Genomic DNA, 17,230 nt, shown 5'->3' on the forward strand with positions numbered 1-17,230 from the left:
GCGGGTCGGGCACGGCGGGTCGGGCACGGCGGGTCGGGCACGGCGGGTCGGGCACGGCGGGTCGGGCACGGCGGGTCGGGCACGGCGGGTCGGGCACGGCGGGTCGGGCTTCGTCCCTGGCCGGTGGAGCCACCGGCCAGGTGTCCTCGCCGGCCGGTGTCACCGCGGGCCGGAGCCGGTGGCCTGTCGGGCGAAGTGGCCGGCAGGGGTCACCGTCGGCTGGGGTCACCGTCTGTCGGGGTTGCCGTAGGACGGCGTGGGCGTGGGCCGAGTTGGTCGGGCGTCGGTGCGGTCATGCGCGGGTTGCGCACTGGCTTCGGGCGTCTCCGGGCTTGGAGGAACGCACAGCGGTGGTGTGGGTTTCGGTTCTCCGAACCGTTGCGCTCACCAGGGCGCGTCCAGGTGAACGCGAGTAGGGTCAAATCTTCGTGCGATTCATCGAAGGGCATCGGCCCAGCTACGACCTGACCTATGACGACGTCTTCCTCGTTCCCGGCCGGTCGGCCGTGGAATCGCGGTTCGGCGTGGACCTGGCGACCTCCGACGGCACGGGGGCGACGATTCCGATCGTGGTCGCGAACATGACCGCGGTCGCGGGGCGGCGGATGGCCGAGACCGTGGCCCGGCGGGGTGGGCTGGTGGTGCTGCCCCAGGACGTCGCGCCCGAGGCGGTCGCGGAGATCGTGGCCTGGGTCAAGGGGCGGCATCCCGTGTGGGACACGCCGTTGACGCTGAACCCCGGCGACTCGGTCGCGGACGCGGTGAACCTGTTGCACAAGCGGGCGCACGGTGCCGTGGTCGTGGTGGACGAGGACGGGCGGCCGGTGGGCGTGGCGGACGAGGCCGCGTGCGCCGGGGTCGACCGGTTCACCCGGCTGCGCGACGTGGCGGACGAGCGGATCGTCACGGTGCCGTTGGACACGCCTCCGCGCGAGGTGTTCGAGCGGTTGCACGGTGGGACGCAGCGGGTCGCGCTGGGCGTCGACGGTGACGGGCGGCTTCGGGGCGTCATGACGTCGTTGGGCGCGCTGCGGTCCGAGGTGTACGTGCCGGCGGTCGACGCCGAGGGGCGGCTGCGGGTCGCGGCCGCCATCGGGGTGAACGGCGACGTCGGCGCGAAGGCCGCCGAGCTGCTCAAGGCCGGGGTGGACGCGCTCGTCGTGGACACCGCGCACGGGCACCAGGAGAAGATGATCACCGCGCTGCGGGCCGTACGCGCGGTCGGGCCGACCGTGCCGGTGGTGGCGGGCAACGTGGTCACCGCCGAGGGCGTGCGCGACCTGGTCGAGGCGGGCGCGGACGTGGTGAAGGTCGGGGTCGGGCCGGGCGCGATGTGCACCACGCGGATGCAGACCGGGGTCGGGCGGCCGCAGTTCTCCGCGGTGGCGGAGTGCGCGGCCGCGGCGCGGGCGCTGGGCAAGCACGTGTGGGCGGACGGCGGGGTCCGGCATCCGCGGGACGTGGCGTTGGCGCTGGCGGCCGGCGCGTCGTCGGTGATGGTCGGGTCGTGGTTCGCGGGCACCTACGAGTCGCCGGGCGACCTGCACCGCGACGAGGCCGGGCGGCTGTACAAGGAGTCGTTCGGCATGGCGTCGAAGCGGGCGGTGAGCGCGCGGACGCGGTCGGACAACGCCTTCGACCGGGCGCGGAAGGGGTTGTTCGAGGAGGGCATCTCGACGTCCCGGATGCGGCTGGAGCCGGCGCGGCCGGGGGTGGAGGACCTGCTGGACTCCATCACGGCGGGCGTGCGGTCGGCGTGCACCTACGCGGGCGCGGAGAACCTGGAGGCGTTCCACGAGCGGGCGACCCTGGGCATCCAGTCGGCCGCCGGGTTCGCCGAGGGTCGACCCCTGCCCGCGGGGTGGTGACCGCCTGAGGGGGCGTTGGCGGCCCGCAGGGTGGTGATGCCTGAGGTCCGGCGGCTGACCACGAGGTCGCAGCTGCCCGAGGGGGCGGGCTGCCTGAGAGTTGGTGGCTGACTGCCGGGTAGCGGCTGACCGCGGGTTGGTGGCTGCCTGCGGGTTGGTTGTCTGAGGAGCGACGGCTGTCTCAGCGGCGGTGGCTGCCCGCAGGGCGGGGGCTGTTGTGGGCTGGTCGCTGTCCGGGGGCAGTCAGCCGCAAGGTGGTGACCACCTGCGGCTGACTGCCCGCGGGCAGGTGACGCTCGCCCATCAGCCGCCCATCCGCCGCCGGGCTGATCGTGGTGCGCTGTCCCCGCATGCCCGTGCACGACTGGGTTCGGGTGCGGAATTCCGAACAGCTCGAGACGTCCCGAGACCCCCAAGACGGTCCGAGCTGCCGAACGCGATTCGGGGTGTGGTCGGGGCGCGGCGTTGGCCCTCGCGGGCGGTGACGGCTCGGTCGGGCGGGTTGCCCGGGTGGGTGGCGGGGAGCGCAGGGGTCGGTCCTCCCCCGGCGGTGGCCGGGGGAGGACCGGGGTGGGACGGGTGGGTCAGGAGGCGTAGTCCTCCAGCATTTCGGTGACCAGGGCGGCGATGGGGGAGCGTTCGGAGCGGGTCAGGGTGACGTGGGCGAAGAGGGGGTGGCCCTTGAGCTTTTCGATCACCGCGGCGACGCCGTCGTGCCTGCCGACGCGGAGGTTGTCGCGTTGGGCCACGTCGTGGGTCAGGACGACCCGCGAGTTGGCGCCGAGGCGGGACAGGACGGTGAGCAGGACGTTGCGCTCCAGGGACTGCGCCTCGTCCACGATCACGAACGAGTCGTGCAGCGAGCGGCCGCGGATGTGGGTCAGGGGCAGGACCTCCAGCATGCCGCGGTCCATGACCTCCTCGACCACGTCCTGGCTGACCAGCGCGCCGAGGGTGTCGAACACCGCCTGCGCCCACGGCTGCATCTTCTCGCTCTCGGAACCGGGCAGGTAACCCAGCTCCTGGCCGCCGACCGCGTACAGCGGCCGGAAGACCACGACCTTGCGGTGCTGGCGGCGCTCCATGACCGCCTCCAGGCCCGCGCACAGCGCCAGCGCCGACTTGCCGGTGCCCGCACGCCCGCCCAGCGAGACGATGCCGACCTCGGTGTCCATGAGCAGGTCGAGCGCCACGCGCTGCTCCGCGGAGCGGCCGTGCACGCCGAACGCCTCCCGGTCGCCGCGCACCAGCCTGATCTGCTTGTCCGGCGTGACCCGGCCGAGCGCGCTCGACGTGCCCGCGAGCAGCCGCAACCCGCTGTGGCACGGGAGTTCGACGGCGTGCGCGAGGTCGAACAGCGCCGGGTCGATCACGCTGTCGCGGTACAGCGCGTCCACCACGGACTGGTCGACGTCCACATCGGACATCCCGCTGTAGCCGGACAGGGTGACGTCGTGCGCCCGGTACTCCTCGGCCGCGAGGCCGACGGCACCCGCCTTCACCCGGAGCGGCATGTCCTTGGTGACGAGGGTGACGACGTTGCCGTCCGCGGCGAGGTTCAGCGCGCAGGCGAGTATCCGGGCGTCGTTGGAGTCCGTGCGGAAGCCCGCGGGCAGCACCTCCGGGTCGGTGTGGTTCAACTCGACGCGCAGCGTGCCGCCCTGGTCCCCGATCGCCACCGGGCTGTCCAGTCGGCCGTGTTCGAGCCGCAGGTCGTCGAGCAGTCGCAGCGCCTCCCGGGCGAACCATCCCAGCTCCGGGTGGTGTCGCTTGCCCTCCAGCTCGCTGATCACGACCAGCGGGAGCACGACCTCGTGCTCCGCGAACCGGGTCATGGCCAGTGGATCGGAGAGCAGCACCGACGTGTCCACCACGTAGGTATGGGCCGCCGGCGCGCCACGGCGCCGGGAAGTGCTGCGCGGTGAGCCTGAGGACCGGCTCGCGGGTCGTCGTGCGTTCACGGCAACTCCTCACGAACGCGGCACCCGCGTCCGCTCCTCGCTGGGCCAGGCACTACCCTGATAGACCGGTCCGCTCTACGCGAACCGACCACGAGGGCCGAGTGCCGGCCCCCTCGTGCGTACCGCCACGATCAGGGCCTCCCTGCGCGGTCCGCAGTGGACGCGTCCCGCCAATGCGGAAGTTACCTCCGCAAGCACTCTTTTTGCAGGCAGCCACACAGGTGATTCGCCAACTGGTCATCTCGTCGCCAGGCGGGCGAAAGATCGGCGTTTCGGCCGCTTGCGCACCCCGCGCGACCGTCCCGCCACCGCCGGGCGACGTCATCCGCCCAGCTCAGCGGCCTGCCACCTGATCAGGTCACGAACGTCACCCAGAGTTGCCTGTCATCCAGGGCACGGCGTTCGCCACTTCGGTCAGGACCGTTCGGGGCACCAAAGGTTCGTCCAGAAGGCGCAGATATCGGTCCGCAAGCGTCTCAACCGGTGGACGCACGTTCAACCACGCACCCAACAGCCGCACCCCCTCGACGTACGTGGTGGTGTAGGCCCGCCACAGAGGGTCACCGATGAACCGCAGGATGTGACGAGCGCGGCGTTCGGGTACCAGCAGCCACCGCCGGAGGAACGTCACGACGTCGTCCGGGTGCGCGTGCCGGTCGTGCAGCATCAGGGCGGCGTCCTGCCGCACGGTCAGCAGCCCGGCGAGCGCGTTCTCCACCCGCTCGGCCAGCTCGCCCTCCATCCGCAGCCCGACGTCGGCCAGCACGCCCTCGGTCCACCGACCCCAGCCCGGGCCGACGGCGGCGTGCAGGCCCAGCTCGGCCATGCCCTCGGCCATCAGGCACTGCGGCGTGTTGATCATGAACAGGGTCTGCTCGAGGTGTCCGCGCCCGTCGACCAGGCCGACCTCCTTGCGGCAGTGCTCGGTGTGGTGGCCGGGGTAGGACTCGTGCGCGACGAGGTGCGGCAGGTTCGACATCCGGTGCCCGAGGTCGGCGTTCACCGCGACCCGCGACCGGAACCCGCCCAGGTAGTGGTTGAACCCGCTCCACGGCCGGTCGGTGACGATCTCGTACTCGACCACCTCGTCCGGCGGCAGCGCGAACCGCTCGCGCACCCGGTCGCGCAGCGCGCCGGACAGGGCGTGCACGGCCTTGCCGAGCCGGCGGCGCGGCACCTCGTCGTCGGCCCGGAAGTCGGCCAGCCGCTCGCGCAGCGACCCGTGGCCGGGCAGCAGGGCGTCCAGCTCGACGTGCGCGCGCCGGTACCGGTCGGGGTCACCCGGTCGCACGTCGACCTGGAAGTACGCCGCCACCTCGTCCACGAACCCGATCCGCACCCCGGCCAGCCGGCGCGCGACGCACTCCAACGCGACCAAGTGGGCGTCCAGGAACACCCGGCGCGCGGGTTCGAGGTCCGCGCCGACGAGTTCGCGCCGCAGCAGCCCGGCCCGTTCGGCCAGCACGGCGGGGTGCGGCCGGGGTTGCGCCTCCACCTCGCGGCGCAGCGCCGGGTCGCCGGTGAACGAGTCCACCAGCCCGGGGCACAGCCGGTCGAGCGCCAACCCGAGCACCACGTACTCGCGCACGAGTCGATTCGCGTCCATGGGGTGGGGAGCTTAGATCGGAGACCCCCTACTGACCACGGTGACACGGGCCGGAAATCCACCTGAACGAGCGAAGATCAGTGCGCGCATGATCGCTCGATGGTGGCAGAACACGGTCGGGTAGTTCGGCCTTCGATATTTTTCCCCGCGTTGTGACCGGCTTGCGGGGGTTGCCCGAAGAACTCGGCGTGCCCTCGAAACAAGGGAGTGTGCAAGTGCTGAAGAAGGTGGGCGCCGTCATGGGCGCCGCAGCCGGACTGATGATGTTCGCCGGGACGGCCTTCGCCGCCGACGGCGACCTGGTCCACGCGCTGAACGGCAACAACGTCAACGGCACCGTCGGCGCCTGCGGCAACGACATCAGCGTGCTGGGCGTGAACCTGAACCCGACCGCGGACCCGGTCGAGAACTGCGCGGCGGGCGGCATCCTGGACGAGAACGGCGAGGGCTGAGTCCCGAGCGGTGTGCGGAAAAGGGGTGCCGGCGTCCGGCGCCCCTTTTTCTACGACCCGAAGCGGCGGTGCCGGATCGCGTAGTCGCGCATCGCGCGCAGGAAGTCCGTGCGGCGGAACTCCGGCCAGTACGCCTCGCAGAACCAGAACTCCGAGTGCGCGGACTGCCACAGCATGAAACCGGACAGCCGCTGTTCCCCGGACGTGCGGATGAGCAGGTCCGGGTCCGGCTGACCGGACGTGTAGAGGTGTTCGGCGATGTGGTCGACGTCGAGCACCTCGGCCAGTTCCTCGATCGTGCCGCCCGACTCGGCGTGCTTCTGCAACAGCTTGCGGACCGCGTCCGCGATCTCCTGCCGGCCGCCGTACCCGACCGCGACGTTGACCGTCAGCCCCGTGCGACCGCGGGTGCGCAGGGACGCGGCGGACAGCCTGGCCGCGGTCTCGGTCGGCAGCAGGTCCAGCGCGCCGACGTGCCGCACCCGCCACGGGTTACCCGGTTCGGCGATCTCGTCCACGATGTCGGCGATGATGTCCAGCAGCGGGACCAGCTCCTCGGCCGGCCGGTTCAGGTTGTCGGTGGACAGCATCCACAGCGTCACGACCTCGACACCCGACTCGCGGCACCAGGCGAGCAGCTCGAGGATCTTCTGCGCGCCGACGCGGTGGCCGTGCGCGACGTCGTCGAACCCGGCTTCCTTCGCCCACCTGCGGTTGCCGTCGAGGACGACCCCGACGTGCCGTGGTCGCTGCTTGCCGTCCAGCCAGCGGCTGAGCCGGAACTCGTAGCCCTTGAGGAGGACGTTCTTGACTTGCTCGCGAAGACCCACGCCGGTAGAGCGTACGCCGGGTGGCCGCGCTCACGTGCCGGCGCACTGACGGCTTCCCTACGCTCCCGTAACCTCGGACGGGTGACGACGCTGACCCAGGCACCCGCCCTCAAGCCCCGGCTGCGGGGTTGGCTGCACTTCTGGTCCTTCATCGTGTCCGTGGCGACGGGCGCGACCCTGATCGCGTTGGCCGCGGCGACGGTGTCGGCGAAGGCCGCGCTGGCCACGTCGGTGTACGGCGCGACGGTGGTCGGTCTGTTCGGCGTGAGCGCGCTCTACCACCGGGTGAACTGGACGAGCGTCCAGGCGCGCACCTGGATGAAGCGCCTGGACCACTCGATGATCTTCGTGTTCATCGCGGGCACCTACACCCCGTTCGCCCTGCTGGCCATGCCGCCCGCGACCGGCAACGTGGTGCTGCTGGTCGTGTGGGGCGGCGCGCTCGGCGGCGTGACGATGAAGCTGGCCTGGCCGCACGCGCCGCGCTGGCTGGGCGTGCCGATCTACATCGCGCTCGGCTGGGTGGCCGTGTTCGTGCTGCCGGACATCCTGCACCAGGCCGGTGTCGGCGCCCTCGTCCTGATCATCGTCGGCGGCCTGCTCTACACCGCCGGCGCGATCTTCTACGCGTCCCGCTGGCCGAACCCGTGGCCGTCGACGTTCGGCTACCACGAGTTCTTCCACGCGGCGACGGTCGTGGCCGCGATCTGCCACTACATCGCGATCTGGTTCGCGATCTACTCCTAGTCAGCCCAGGTCGGGGCCCTGCGCGCGCAGGTCGTCCACCTTGGACATCGCGTCGCGCAGCTCGGCCAGCCACGTGTCGGCGTGCTCGCCGACCAGCCGCACCGCCCACGCCAGCGCCTCGGAGCGGGACCGGGCGACGCCGGCGGCGACCAGCGTGTCCAGCACCTTGCGCTCCGGCTGCCGCAGCCGCGTCATGACCGGCACGGACAGCGTGGTGAACAGCTCCTCGGTGCCGCCCTGCCGCGCGCCCCACGCCACCTTGCGGCGGTAGCGGTGCTCGGCCTGGCGGGCGATGTCGATCCGCTCGTCCCTGGTCTGCTCGCGCCACCGGCTGATGCGGCCCTCCTCGGCCGCGGCCCGGTCGGCCTCGTCGGCGAACTCGCCCGGCAGGTCCGGCAGCGTGCCGACGATCAGGATCTCCTCGCGGTCGACGGTCACCTCCGCCGGTCCGGTGAACCAGTCGGGCAGCCGTCCGCTCAGCCACGCCGCCGCGTCGTCGGCCGGCGGCTGGTCGACCTGGGGCCGACCGCCGCGACCTCCCCATCCGTGTCCCATTGCGCACCCCGTTCGATTACATGATTACGTCGTCACCGACGTTACGCGCGCAACGGGTGAAAGCCACGGGCGTTCGCTAGTGGTGGACGACCAGCGCGTGCGCCAGCTCCTCGACCGTGGTCACCGGGCGGTCGCACACGTAGCCCCGGCACACGTACGCCGCCGGGCCGCCCGCCACCAGCGGTCGGTCGACCAGCAGCGGCGCGCCGTCCGGGTCGCCCGACACCACCACGCCACCGCCGGGCACGCCCTGCCACGCCGTCCGCGCGAGTTCCGCCGAACCGCCCACCACCGCCACCTGGACGGGGCCTGATTCCAGGGCCTCGGCCACGCTCAGCCACTGACCGGCGAACCGCGGTTCCCGGGCCACGAGCAACCCGGCGCGGGACACCGCCAGCTCGGCCGCGAGCCGGTAGTCCGCGGCCCGGGGCGCGCCCAGCACGGACGCCGCCACGAGCGCCGCCGCCAGCGAGGACGCGCCGGACGGGGTCGCGTTGTCGGCCGGGTCGGCAGGCCGCTGCACGAGCGCCTCCGCGTCGTCGGCCGTGTCGAAGTAGACGCCTTCCTCCGGTCCGGCGAACCGGGCGAGCGCGGTGTCCAGCAGGTCGCACGCGGCGGTCAGCCAGTGCCCGTCGCCGGTCGCCTGGTGCAGCGCCAGCAGCCCGTCGGCCAGGCAGCCGTAGTCCTCCAGCACACCCGCGGCCGCGCCGACGACGCCGTTGCGCGACGTGCGCCGCAGCCGGCCGTCGACCAGGTGCACGTCGAGCACCAGCCGGGCCGCGTCCTCCGCCGCCTGCGTCCACCGCGGCACCTCGAGCACCGCGCCCGCCTCGGCCAGCGCGGCGATGGCGAGACCGTTCCACGCGGTCACCACCTTGTCGTCGCGACCGGGTTGCGGCCGCCGGTCGCGCACCGCCAACAGGGCTTGTGCCAGCTCGGGATCCGGGTCGCCGAGCATCCGCAGCGTGGACGCGCCGTGCTCGAACGTGCCGGACTCCGTGACGCCGTAGAGCACCGCGGCCCGCGCGCCCTCGACCGGGCCGAGCGCCTCGACCAGCTGCTCCCGCGTCCACACGTAGGTCGAACCCTCGACGCCGTCGGTGTCGGCGTCCAGCGACGCGGCGAACCCGCCCTCGGCGGTGCGCAGCGAGCGCAGCAGGAACTCCGCGGTGTCCCGGACCACGCCCGAGTACCGGGCGCGGTCGTCGCGGCGGCTCAGGTGGGTGTACACGCGGAGCAGCAAAGCGTTGTCGTACAACATCTTCTCGAAGTGCGGCACCACCCAGCCGGCGTCGACGGCGTACCGCGCGAACCCGCCGCCCAGCTGGTCGTGCAACCCGCCGGTCGCCATCGCGTCGCACGTCGCCCGCGCCATCGACAGCGCCTCCACCGACCCGGTGCGCTCGTGGTGGCGCAGCAGGAACTCCAGCACCATCGACGGCGGGAACTTCGGCGCGCCGCCGAACCCGCCGTGCCCGCGGTCGAAGTGCCCGAGCAGCGACACGACCGCGCCGGCCAGCACCTCGGCGTCCACTGTGGACGGTGGGAGTGCCTTGAACGACAACTGGGACACGATGCCGGCGGCCGACTCGCGCACCTCGTCGCCCTGCTCGTGCCACGCGTGGTCGATCGCCTCCAGCACCTGCCGGAACGCGGGCGCGCCGGGCCGCGGCACGGGCGGGAAGTAGGTGCCGGCGTAGAACGGCTCGCCGTCCGGGGTGAGGAAGCACGTCATCGGCCACCCGCCGTGCCCGCTGAGCGCCTGGGTGACCGCCATGTACACCGCGTCGACGTCCGGTCGCTCCTCGCGGTCCACCTTCACGTTGACGAAGTGCTCGTTCATGTACGCGGCGGTGGTCTCGTCCTCGAACGACTCGTGCGCCATCACGTGGCACCAGTGGCACGCCGCGTACCCGACGGACAGCAGGACCGGCACGTCACGGGCCCGCGCCTGCTCGAACGCCTCCGGGGACCACTCCCACCAGTCGACCGGGTTGTCCGCGTGCTGGAGCAGGTAGGGGCTGGTCGAGGACGCGAGCCGGTTCGTCATGGCTCCACAGTAATTCCCGCCCGATCCGCGGACCCGTCGACCAGACTGTGGGACATGGAGATCACCATCCCCGACCGCTCGCTGGTCGTGCTCGTGGACGTCGAGGTGCCCGGCGCGCTGCCGGGCGAGGACCTGGAGTCCGTCGGGCGACTGCTGGCGGCCGGCCTCCCCGCGCTGGTGACCGGCGGCGACCGGACCGAGCTGGTGCGGATCGCCAAGCGGCACAACGTGGTGCCGGTCGCGATCAGCCGGGCGGCGGCGTTGCGCGGCGAGGGGTTCCGGCCGGTGCACGTGACCGGTGGCGAGCCGGTGACCCTGGTGGTCGAGCCGCTGCGCAACGACCTGCGGCACCTGACCGGGCCGTTCGACGTGATCGGCGACGTGCACGGGTGCCGGGTGGAGCTGGCCGAGTTGCTGCGCGGACTGGGCTACTCGGTGCGGGACGACGGCGCGGAGCACCCCGACGGGCGGACGGCGCTGTTCGTCGGCGACCTGGTGGACCGCGGCCCGGACACGCCCGGCGTGCTGCGGCTGGTGATGGGCATGGTGCGGGCGGGCTCGGCGATCTCGGTGCGCGGCAACCACGAGGAGAAGCTGGTCAAGGCGTTGCAGGGCAAGGAGGTCAAGGTCGCGCACGGCCTGGAGCGGTCACTGGACCAGCTCGCCCGGGAAACGCCCGCGTTCCGCGCCGAGGTGGCCGACTTCTGCGATTCCCTTGCGCCGCACCACGTCCTGGACGGCGGCCGGCTGGTGATCGCGCACGCCGGGCTGCCCGAGCGCTACCACGGCCGGGAGTCCTCGCGGATGCGCAGCCTGGCGCTCTGGGGCGTGTCGACGGGCGAGGTCGACGCGCGCGGGTTCCCGGTGCGGCAGCCGTGGGCGGAGGACTACCGGGGTGCCGCCACCGTCCTTTATGGACATACGCCGGTCGAGGAGGCGGTGTGGGTCAACGGGACGATGTGCCTGGACACCGGCTGCGTGTTCGGCGGCACGTTGACCGCCCTGCGCTATCCCGAACGCGAGGTGGTCTCGGTGAAGGCCCGCCGGACGTGGTACGAGCACTAGCCTGTGCGGGTGCGCGCGAACGTGCGGGACCGCCCGCCGTGGTTGGCCCGGGTGGGCACCGGCGCCGGGGTGCTGATCGCCCCGGACCTGGTGCTGACGTGCCATCAGGTGGTCTCCCGGGTAGCGCGGCCCGACCTTCGGGCGGAGCTCGTGCACGTCGGCCACACCTCGGACGCCGAGGTCGAGGTGGAGGTGCCGATCCGCGACGACGACGGCGGTGGTGACCTCGCGGTGCTGCGGTTGGCCGAGCCCGTGCCGCGACCGGTGGTGGCGCCGTTGCGTCGCCCGGTCGCGTGGGCCGACCACCCGTACGTGGTTCAGGGTTTCGCGCGCGGTCACGTGGAGTCGCGAGGCACGCTCGGCGGCTGGGTCGGGCCGGGGTGGGTGCAGCTGAACGGCTCGTCGGGCCACGTGCTGGACGCCGGGTTCGCCGGCGCGCCGGTGTGGGACGACGTGGTGGGCGGGGTCGTCGGCCTCGTGGTGGCGGCGGACAAGCCGGTGGGCGGCGGGCACCTGCTGCCGGTGGAGGAGATCGTCCGGCTGTGGCCGGGCGCGGCCGGGTACGTGGGGTGGCGGCTCGACCTGGACGACGCCTACGACACGCACTGGTTGCCGCGCGCCCGCGGCGTGGAGCCGCACGAGTCGGCGGACGTGTGGCACTTCGTGGGGCGGCACCGGGCGTTGCACGAGGTCGCGACCCACCTCGCGGGGCCGCCGGACGGGCGGGTGCGGGCCGTGGTCGGCAGTCCGGGCAGCGGCAAGAGCGCGGTGCTGGCGCGGACGGTCGTGCTGGCGGACCGGGTGACGCGGTTGCTGGTGCCGAGCGAGGACCTCGACCCGTCGGTCGCCCTGCCGCCGCCGATCACCGTGGCGGTGCACGCGCGCGGCCTGACCCTGCCGGACGTGGTCCGCGCCATCGCCGACGCGGCCGAGGTGGAGGCGGGCGACGCGAACCAGCTGTTGCAGCGCTGCGGGCCGGTGTCGGTGGTGGTGGACGCGCTGGACGAGGCGGCCGGCGACGCACCGGTCCACCTGGCCACCCTGCTGAGCCGGTTCGCGAACCGGGACCGGCACGTCGTGGTCGGCACCAGGGTGGGCGCACGGGGCGGCGCGGCGAACGCGTTGCTGAACCGGCTGCGCGACCCGGTCGTGCTGGACCTGGACTCCCCCGCGTACCTGGATCGCGCGGACGTGGTGCGGTACCTGGAGAACCGGCTGGGCGACCCGGCGACGGCGGCCGCGATCGCCGAACGCGCCGACGGCAACTTCCTGATCGCCCAACTCGCGGCGCTGACCGGCGGCACCGGCCTCGCGACGACCGTGGGCGCGGCGGTGGACGACTACCTCTCGGTCCGCTTCGACAACCCCCGCCGAGTCCGGGACCTGCTGCTACCACTGGCTTTCGCCGAGGGCACGGGGCTGCCCGAGGGTGCGCTGTGGCTGGACCTGGCGAACGCGCTGACCCTGGGCGACTACACGGCCCGCGACCTGCGCGACGTGCTGGAGTCGGCGGCGAGCTACCTGGTCGAGCAGTCCGACCGCACCTACCGCCTGTTCCACCAGGCCCTGGACGACACGTTCCGCGCCGAGCACACCGGCCCCGAACCGGAACTGGTGGTCCACGAAACCCTGGCGCGGCACCGGAACACCGCCTACACCCGCGACCACTTCCTCGCACACGCCGCCGCCGCGGGTCGCGTGGACGAGGCACTGACGGACATCGACCTCCTGCTCACCGCCGAACCCCACCGAGTGCTGCCCTACCTCCACCACGCCCGCTCGAACCAGGCGAAGGCGATCGCGGCGGTGTACCGACGGTCGAGCCATGACTTCGCCGGTCAGACCGTTCCGCATCGAGCAGCGCAGTTCGCTCTGGTGGCACAGCAGTTGGGGGGCGAAGCGGTGGCCGACATGATCACCACGCCTCTGCCCTGGCGGGCGCATGTCGTCGGATGGCGAACCGATGCGGGGAGCGAGGTCATCGCTCGCCCGGTGAACCCTTTCGGGACCTACGTGTGGTTCGACGGTGACGGCAATCCCGTGATCCTCTCCTCGAGGAACGACGGTGCCGAGTTCCACCGCTATCGGGACCACCGGTTGGAGGGGGTGGCCATCGTCGGGCCGCCCGGTGGGCTGATCCTGGGTTTCGCCCGGATCCGGGACGAGGACGGCGAGGACGTCCTGCTCACCGTCAGCGGCCCCGGCGGGCACGTCGCGAAGCTGACTCACGGCTCGGAAGTGCGGCGATGCGGCTGGATCTCCACCGACCTGGCGTCCCCGTCGGACGTCGCTCTCGTACGTGAACCGTCAGGACGACTGCTCGGCGCGGTAGCCGACTCCACGAAAGTCTTTCTGCTCGACCTGACGGCCGACGAGCCGGTCGTCCTGGTCAGGCGACCGGTGTCCCAGGCTCGGCCGGCCGTGACGCTGGGCGTTCGGGACGGCACGACCTACCTCGCGCACACCGAAAAGAACGACCGCCTGGAAGTGTTCCGACTCGGCGCCGGTGACGTTCTGGAGAAGTTGGGCGACCTGCCCGACTGCCTCTGCACCCGCTTCACCACCGATGCGCTGGGCCGACTGCTGCTGATCTCAGGCGGGGCGTACGCGATCGCGGCGGTGGAGGTCACCGAAAGAAATCTGGACCCGGTCACCGGATTTGCCTGCGACCCGGTCGACTACCTCACCGAAGCGCAACTCCCGGACGGGCGGTCGCTGGTCGCGTTCGTAACGGTGTCGGGCGAACTTCTCCTCTGGGACACGGCCGACGAAGGTGGTCCCGCGGTCCGCGGTCAGGAGATCCGCGTGTGGGCCGGGACCGTGGCGATCGGGGCGGGACCCGAAATCCGGCTCGCCACCTCCGGTGGAAGTGGTGCGGTCCGGCTCTGGGACCTCTCGGAACCGGCCTGGACAGGGGTGGGCTCACTCGACCAATCGATGTTCCACCTGCTGAGTGCGACAGCATTGGCCACATTCGTCGGAGTCACCACGGGAATGGGCGAGGGCGTGCTGGCTTCGCTCGGGTCCGACGGCTTGCTGGAGGTGTGGACGGTGCGGTCCTGCTCGCCGATTCGACTCGGATCGTTCCGCCTGCCACCAGAGCGATCAGGTGACAACACCTGGCTCTCCGTCACCCCGGACGGGGCCGGTGCCGTCGTGGTCGCCGCGGCGAGCGGCGGCCATGTATCGGTGCTGCGGTTCGACCGCGGCGGGAGTCGATTGCTGGGCCGGCGGGCCGGAAATCCCGCTCGGCTGTCGCTGTACCGGTCCTCCACCGGATCCCTTCGCCTGCTGGTGACAGACCAGCACGTCGTGCGCATCCACGCGGTGGACGACTCGGTGACCGAACTCGCCTCCACCCGGACGACTTCCGTCGAGTTGTGCCCGGACTCGGTCGGCCCGCTGGTCGTCATGGAGGCCTTGGAAGGCTCGACCTCGACCGTTCGGCTGTACTCGCTCGCCGACGACCGCTTCACGCCGGTGTCCGAGTCCTGGGCGTGCGGCCTACCGACGGTGAGCACCGTCGCGAGCACCGGATCGCTGCTCGTCGCGACCGGCGTGGCCCGTGACACGGTCGACGTGTGGTGTCGGCCGGAGAGCGGTCCGGTCCGGCTCCTGGCTCAGGTCGTGGTGAACGCGACGATCCTCAACCTGGAGTGGCGCAGGGACGTGCTCACCGTGATGTGCATGTCCGGTGTGGTCGAGTTGGCCTTCTAGGCCTTCTTCTCCTCGGCCGGGGCCTCGGCGGTGTCGGTGGAGGGCTCGGGCTTGTCGAAGGACGCCGGGAGTTTCCTCAGGTGTTTGTTCATCGAGCGGACCAGGAAGAAGACCGCGATGAAGAACAGGACGAGCAGGACCAGGCCCAGGGGGCTGGACTTGCCGAAGTCCTCCTGCTGGCCGCCCGGGTCCTTGTCCGTCGACGGTTGCTGTGCGACGACCATCGCGGTCGTCTCGGACCAGGGGACGGGGTTCACGCTGTCACCTTCTCGTGCACGCCCGCGAACAGGTCGTCCTCGGGAATGGTGCTGTCCACCAGCGAGCGCGACAGCTCGTACTCCTCCGTCGGCCAGATCTCGCGCTGGAGGTCCAGCGGCACGGCGAACCAGCGGCTGGTGGGGTCGATCTGGGTGGCGTGGGCCTTGAGGGCCTCGTCGCGCTGCGGGAAGTAGTCCGCGCACTCGACGCGCGTGGTGACGCGGTCGATCACGTCGGGGCGGTTCGCGTCCCAGTGCGACAGCCACTCCTCGTACGGCGACTCCAGGCCGCGGGCGAGCAGGGCCTCGTGGAAGGCCATCAGCTTGGCGCGGGAGAAGCCGTGGGAGTAGTAGAGCTTCAGCGGCTGCCAGGGCTCGCCCGCGTCGGGGTAGGCCTCCGGGTCGCCCGCCGCGTCGAAGGCGGCGACGGAGACCTCGTGGCAGCGGATGTGGTCGGGGTGCGGGTAGCCGCCGTTCTCGTCGTAGGTGACGATCACGTGCGGGCGGAACTCGCGGATGATCCCGACCAGCGGTGCCGTCGACTCGGACAGCGGCACGAGCGCGAAGCAGCCCTCGGGCAGCGGGGGCAGGGGGTCGCCCTCGGGCAGGCCCGAGTCCACGAAACCCAGCCAGCGGTGCTGGATGCCGAGGATCGCGGCGGCCTTGGCCATCTCCTCGCGACGGACCTCGGCCATGTTCGCGAGCACCTCGGGTCGGTCGAGGGCGGGGTTCAGGATGCTGCCCGCCTCACCGCCCGTGCAGGTCACGACCATCACGTCGTGCCCCTCGGCCACGTAGCGCGCCATCGTGGCCGCACCCTTGCTCGACTCGTCGTCCGGGTGCGCGTGCACCGCCATCAGGCGCAGCTTCTCAACCATGACGGTGGTGGTCCTCCTAGGCGACCTGCTGGAACAGGACCGTTCGGTCCCTGCGACACTGCAACGCGGTGGTCGAGCGCCATTGTTCCCCACGACCGGGAAGGGAGTCACAGGTGGCACTGCCCGAAGGCCGGTACGGCAAGCCCCGGCGGCCCCTGCCGCGCTGGGCGCGCTGGTCACTGCCCGTGGTCGGGGTGCTGGTGGGCGCGCTGGTGGCGTGGATCGGGTACCGCAATCTGGGAACCCAGCCCGTCGAGGCGAAGCAGACCGCGTTCCGGGTGCTCGACGCGGGCACCGTGGAGATCACGTTCGAGGTGGTCCGGGAAACGCCGGAGAAGCCCGTCGTGTGCATCGTGCGGGCCCGCGCGGACGACGGCGACGAAACCGGGCGGCGCGAAGTCCTCGTACCCGGATCGCGGGACACCGTGCGACCGAAGACGGTGCTGAAAACGTCCCGGACCGCCGTCACCGGCGAGGTGTTCGGGTGCTCTTACCAGGTGCCGGCCTACCTGTCCAAGACGTAGCGGCCAAGCGGGTGATCTGCGGCTTTGAGGGCCGCTCCCGGGAACAAAACGACCGGGTCGAACGTTCTGAGCGTGTTACTCTGGCCTTTCAGCACGGCCCCGGCGCGGGCCGTGTTTTTCCGTTCCGGGCGCGTGCGTCCGGGAACCCACGCCAGTGGGGTTGGAGCAAGACGAGGAGTGGTGACCGTGAGCGACACCGAGGTGACCTGGCTGACCCAGGAGGCCTACGACCGGCTCAAGGGAGAGCTGGACGAGATGATCGAGAACCGCCCGGTCATCGCCGCGGAGATCAACGCTCGCCGCGAGGAGGGCGACCTCCGCGAGAACGGCGGCTACCACGCGGCGCGCGAGGAGCAGGGCAAGCAGGAGGCCCGCATCCGCCAGCTCCAGGAGCTGCTCCGCGTGGCCAAGGTCGGCGAGGCCCCGACCACCTCGGGTGTGGCGGCACCGGGAATGGTGCTCACCGTGCGTTACGCCGGTGACGACGAAACCGAGGAGTTCCTCCTCGCCACCCGTGAGGAAGGCGCGCACGGCGCGCTGGAGGTCTACTCCCCCTCGTCCCCGCTGGGCAAGGCGTTGCTCGGCGCGAAGGACGGCGAAACCCGCGAGTACGAACTGCCCAACGGCAGCACGATGAAGGTGACCCTCATCAAGTCGGTCCCGTACGCGCCGTAGGCACCCCTATCCCGAATGGGCGGCCACCACGCCGGGTGGCCGCCC

At 71.9% G+C, this 17,230-nt stretch carries 13 protein-coding genes and 1 pseudogene; 7 read left to right on the forward strand and 7 right to left on the reverse strand.

Annotated elements, in window-relative coordinates:
* Positions 1 to 428 precede the first annotated feature (428 nt).
* Positions 429 to 1,868, forward strand: a complete 1,440-nt coding sequence (locus AB0G50_RS07310; protein ID WP_360103281.1) for a GuaB1 family IMP dehydrogenase-related protein — start codon at positions 429 to 431, stop codon at positions 1,866 to 1,868.
* Positions 1,869 to 2,452: 584 nt separating this feature from the next.
* Here the strand turns inward: AB0G50_RS07310 and AB0G50_RS07315 are convergent.
* Positions 2,453 to 3,742, reverse strand: a complete 1,290-nt coding sequence (locus AB0G50_RS07315) for a PhoH family protein (RefSeq protein WP_360103283.1) — start codon at positions 3,740 to 3,742, stop codon at positions 2,453 to 2,455.
* Between the two features lie 454 nt (positions 3,743 to 4,196).
* Positions 4,197 to 5,435 carry a DUF885 domain-containing protein gene (locus tag AB0G50_RS07320; protein WP_360103285.1) on the reverse strand — a complete coding sequence of 413 codons (1,239 nt, stop codon included), beginning with the start codon at positions 5,433 to 5,435 and terminating at the stop codon, positions 4,197 to 4,199.
* Between the two features lie 215 nt (positions 5,436 to 5,650).
* Here AB0G50_RS07320 and AB0G50_RS07325 point away from each other — a divergent pair, with 215 nt between their 5' ends.
* Complete coding sequence (locus AB0G50_RS07325) at positions 5,651 to 5,887, forward strand: hypothetical protein (RefSeq protein ID WP_360103287.1); 237 nt, start codon at positions 5,651 to 5,653, stop codon at positions 5,885 to 5,887.
* A gap of 50 nt (positions 5,888 to 5,937) precedes the next feature.
* Here AB0G50_RS07325 and AB0G50_RS07330 read toward each other — a convergent pair whose 3' ends face one another.
* The gene (locus AB0G50_RS07330) at positions 5,938 to 6,717 is read right to left on the reverse strand and encodes an isoprenyl transferase (RefSeq protein WP_360103289.1); all 780 of its coding nucleotides are present in this window, start codon (positions 6,715 to 6,717) and stop codon (positions 5,938 to 5,940) included.
* A gap of 81 nt (positions 6,718 to 6,798) precedes the next feature.
* Here AB0G50_RS07330 and AB0G50_RS07335 point away from each other — a divergent pair, with 81 nt between their 5' ends.
* Complete coding sequence (locus AB0G50_RS07335) at positions 6,799 to 7,464, forward strand: hemolysin III family protein (RefSeq protein ID WP_360103291.1); 666 nt, start codon at positions 6,799 to 6,801, stop codon at positions 7,462 to 7,464.
* Here the strand turns inward: AB0G50_RS07335 and AB0G50_RS07340 are convergent, their stop codons facing one another.
* Positions 7,465 to 8,019, reverse strand: coding sequence for a hypothetical protein (locus AB0G50_RS07340; RefSeq protein WP_360103293.1), 555 nt, complete (start codon positions 8,017 to 8,019; stop codon positions 7,465 to 7,467). It abuts the gene before it with no gap.
* A gap of 76 nt (positions 8,020 to 8,095) precedes the next feature.
* Entirely contained in the window at positions 8,096 to 10,069 is a 1,974-nt protein-coding gene (locus AB0G50_RS07345; RefSeq protein ID WP_360103295.1) for a thioredoxin domain-containing protein, read from the reverse strand.
* 201 nt (positions 10,070 to 10,270) lie between these two features.
* Here AB0G50_RS07345 and AB0G50_RS07350 point away from each other — a divergent pair.
* Positions 10,271 to 11,128 (forward strand): annotated as a pseudogene (locus AB0G50_RS07350) (metallophosphoesterase); the annotation flags it as partial.
* 15 nt (positions 11,129 to 11,143) lie between these two features.
* On the forward strand, positions 11,144 to 14,851 hold the full coding sequence (locus AB0G50_RS07355; protein WP_360103297.1) for a hypothetical protein: 3,708 nt from the start codon (positions 11,144 to 11,146) through the stop codon (positions 14,849 to 14,851).
* Here the strand turns inward: AB0G50_RS07355 and AB0G50_RS07360 are convergent.
* Complete coding sequence (locus AB0G50_RS07360) at positions 14,848 to 15,075, reverse strand: hypothetical protein (RefSeq protein ID WP_360103500.1); 228 nt, start codon at positions 15,073 to 15,075, stop codon at positions 14,848 to 14,850. The genes AB0G50_RS07355 and AB0G50_RS07360 overlap by 4 nt on opposite strands.
* Positions 15,076 to 15,104: 29 nt before the next feature.
* On the reverse strand, positions 15,105 to 15,986 hold the full coding sequence (gene mca / locus AB0G50_RS07365; protein WP_360103299.1) for a mycothiol conjugate amidase Mca: 882 nt from the start codon (positions 15,984 to 15,986) through the stop codon (positions 15,105 to 15,107).
* Positions 15,987 to 16,099: 113 nt separating this feature from the next.
* Here mca and AB0G50_RS07370 point away from each other — a divergent pair, with 113 nt between their 5' ends.
* Together AB0G50_RS07370 and greA are read left to right on the forward strand one after the other, a co-directional pair.
* A complete protein-coding gene (locus tag AB0G50_RS07370) occupies positions 16,100 to 16,510 on the forward strand; it encodes a DUF4307 domain-containing protein (protein ID WP_360103301.1) in 411 nt (136 codons plus the stop codon).
* Between the two features lie 180 nt (positions 16,511 to 16,690).
* Positions 16,691 to 17,185: a transcription elongation factor GreA gene (gene greA / locus AB0G50_RS07375; RefSeq protein WP_360103303.1), complete on the forward strand. Its 495-nt coding sequence runs from the start codon at positions 16,691 to 16,693 to the stop codon at positions 17,183 to 17,185.
* Positions 17,186 to 17,230 lie beyond the last annotated feature (45 nt).

This window comes from Actinosynnema sp. NPDC020468, assembly GCF_040642015.1.
GTDB lineage: Bacteria > Actinomycetota > Actinomycetes > Mycobacteriales > Pseudonocardiaceae > Actinosynnema.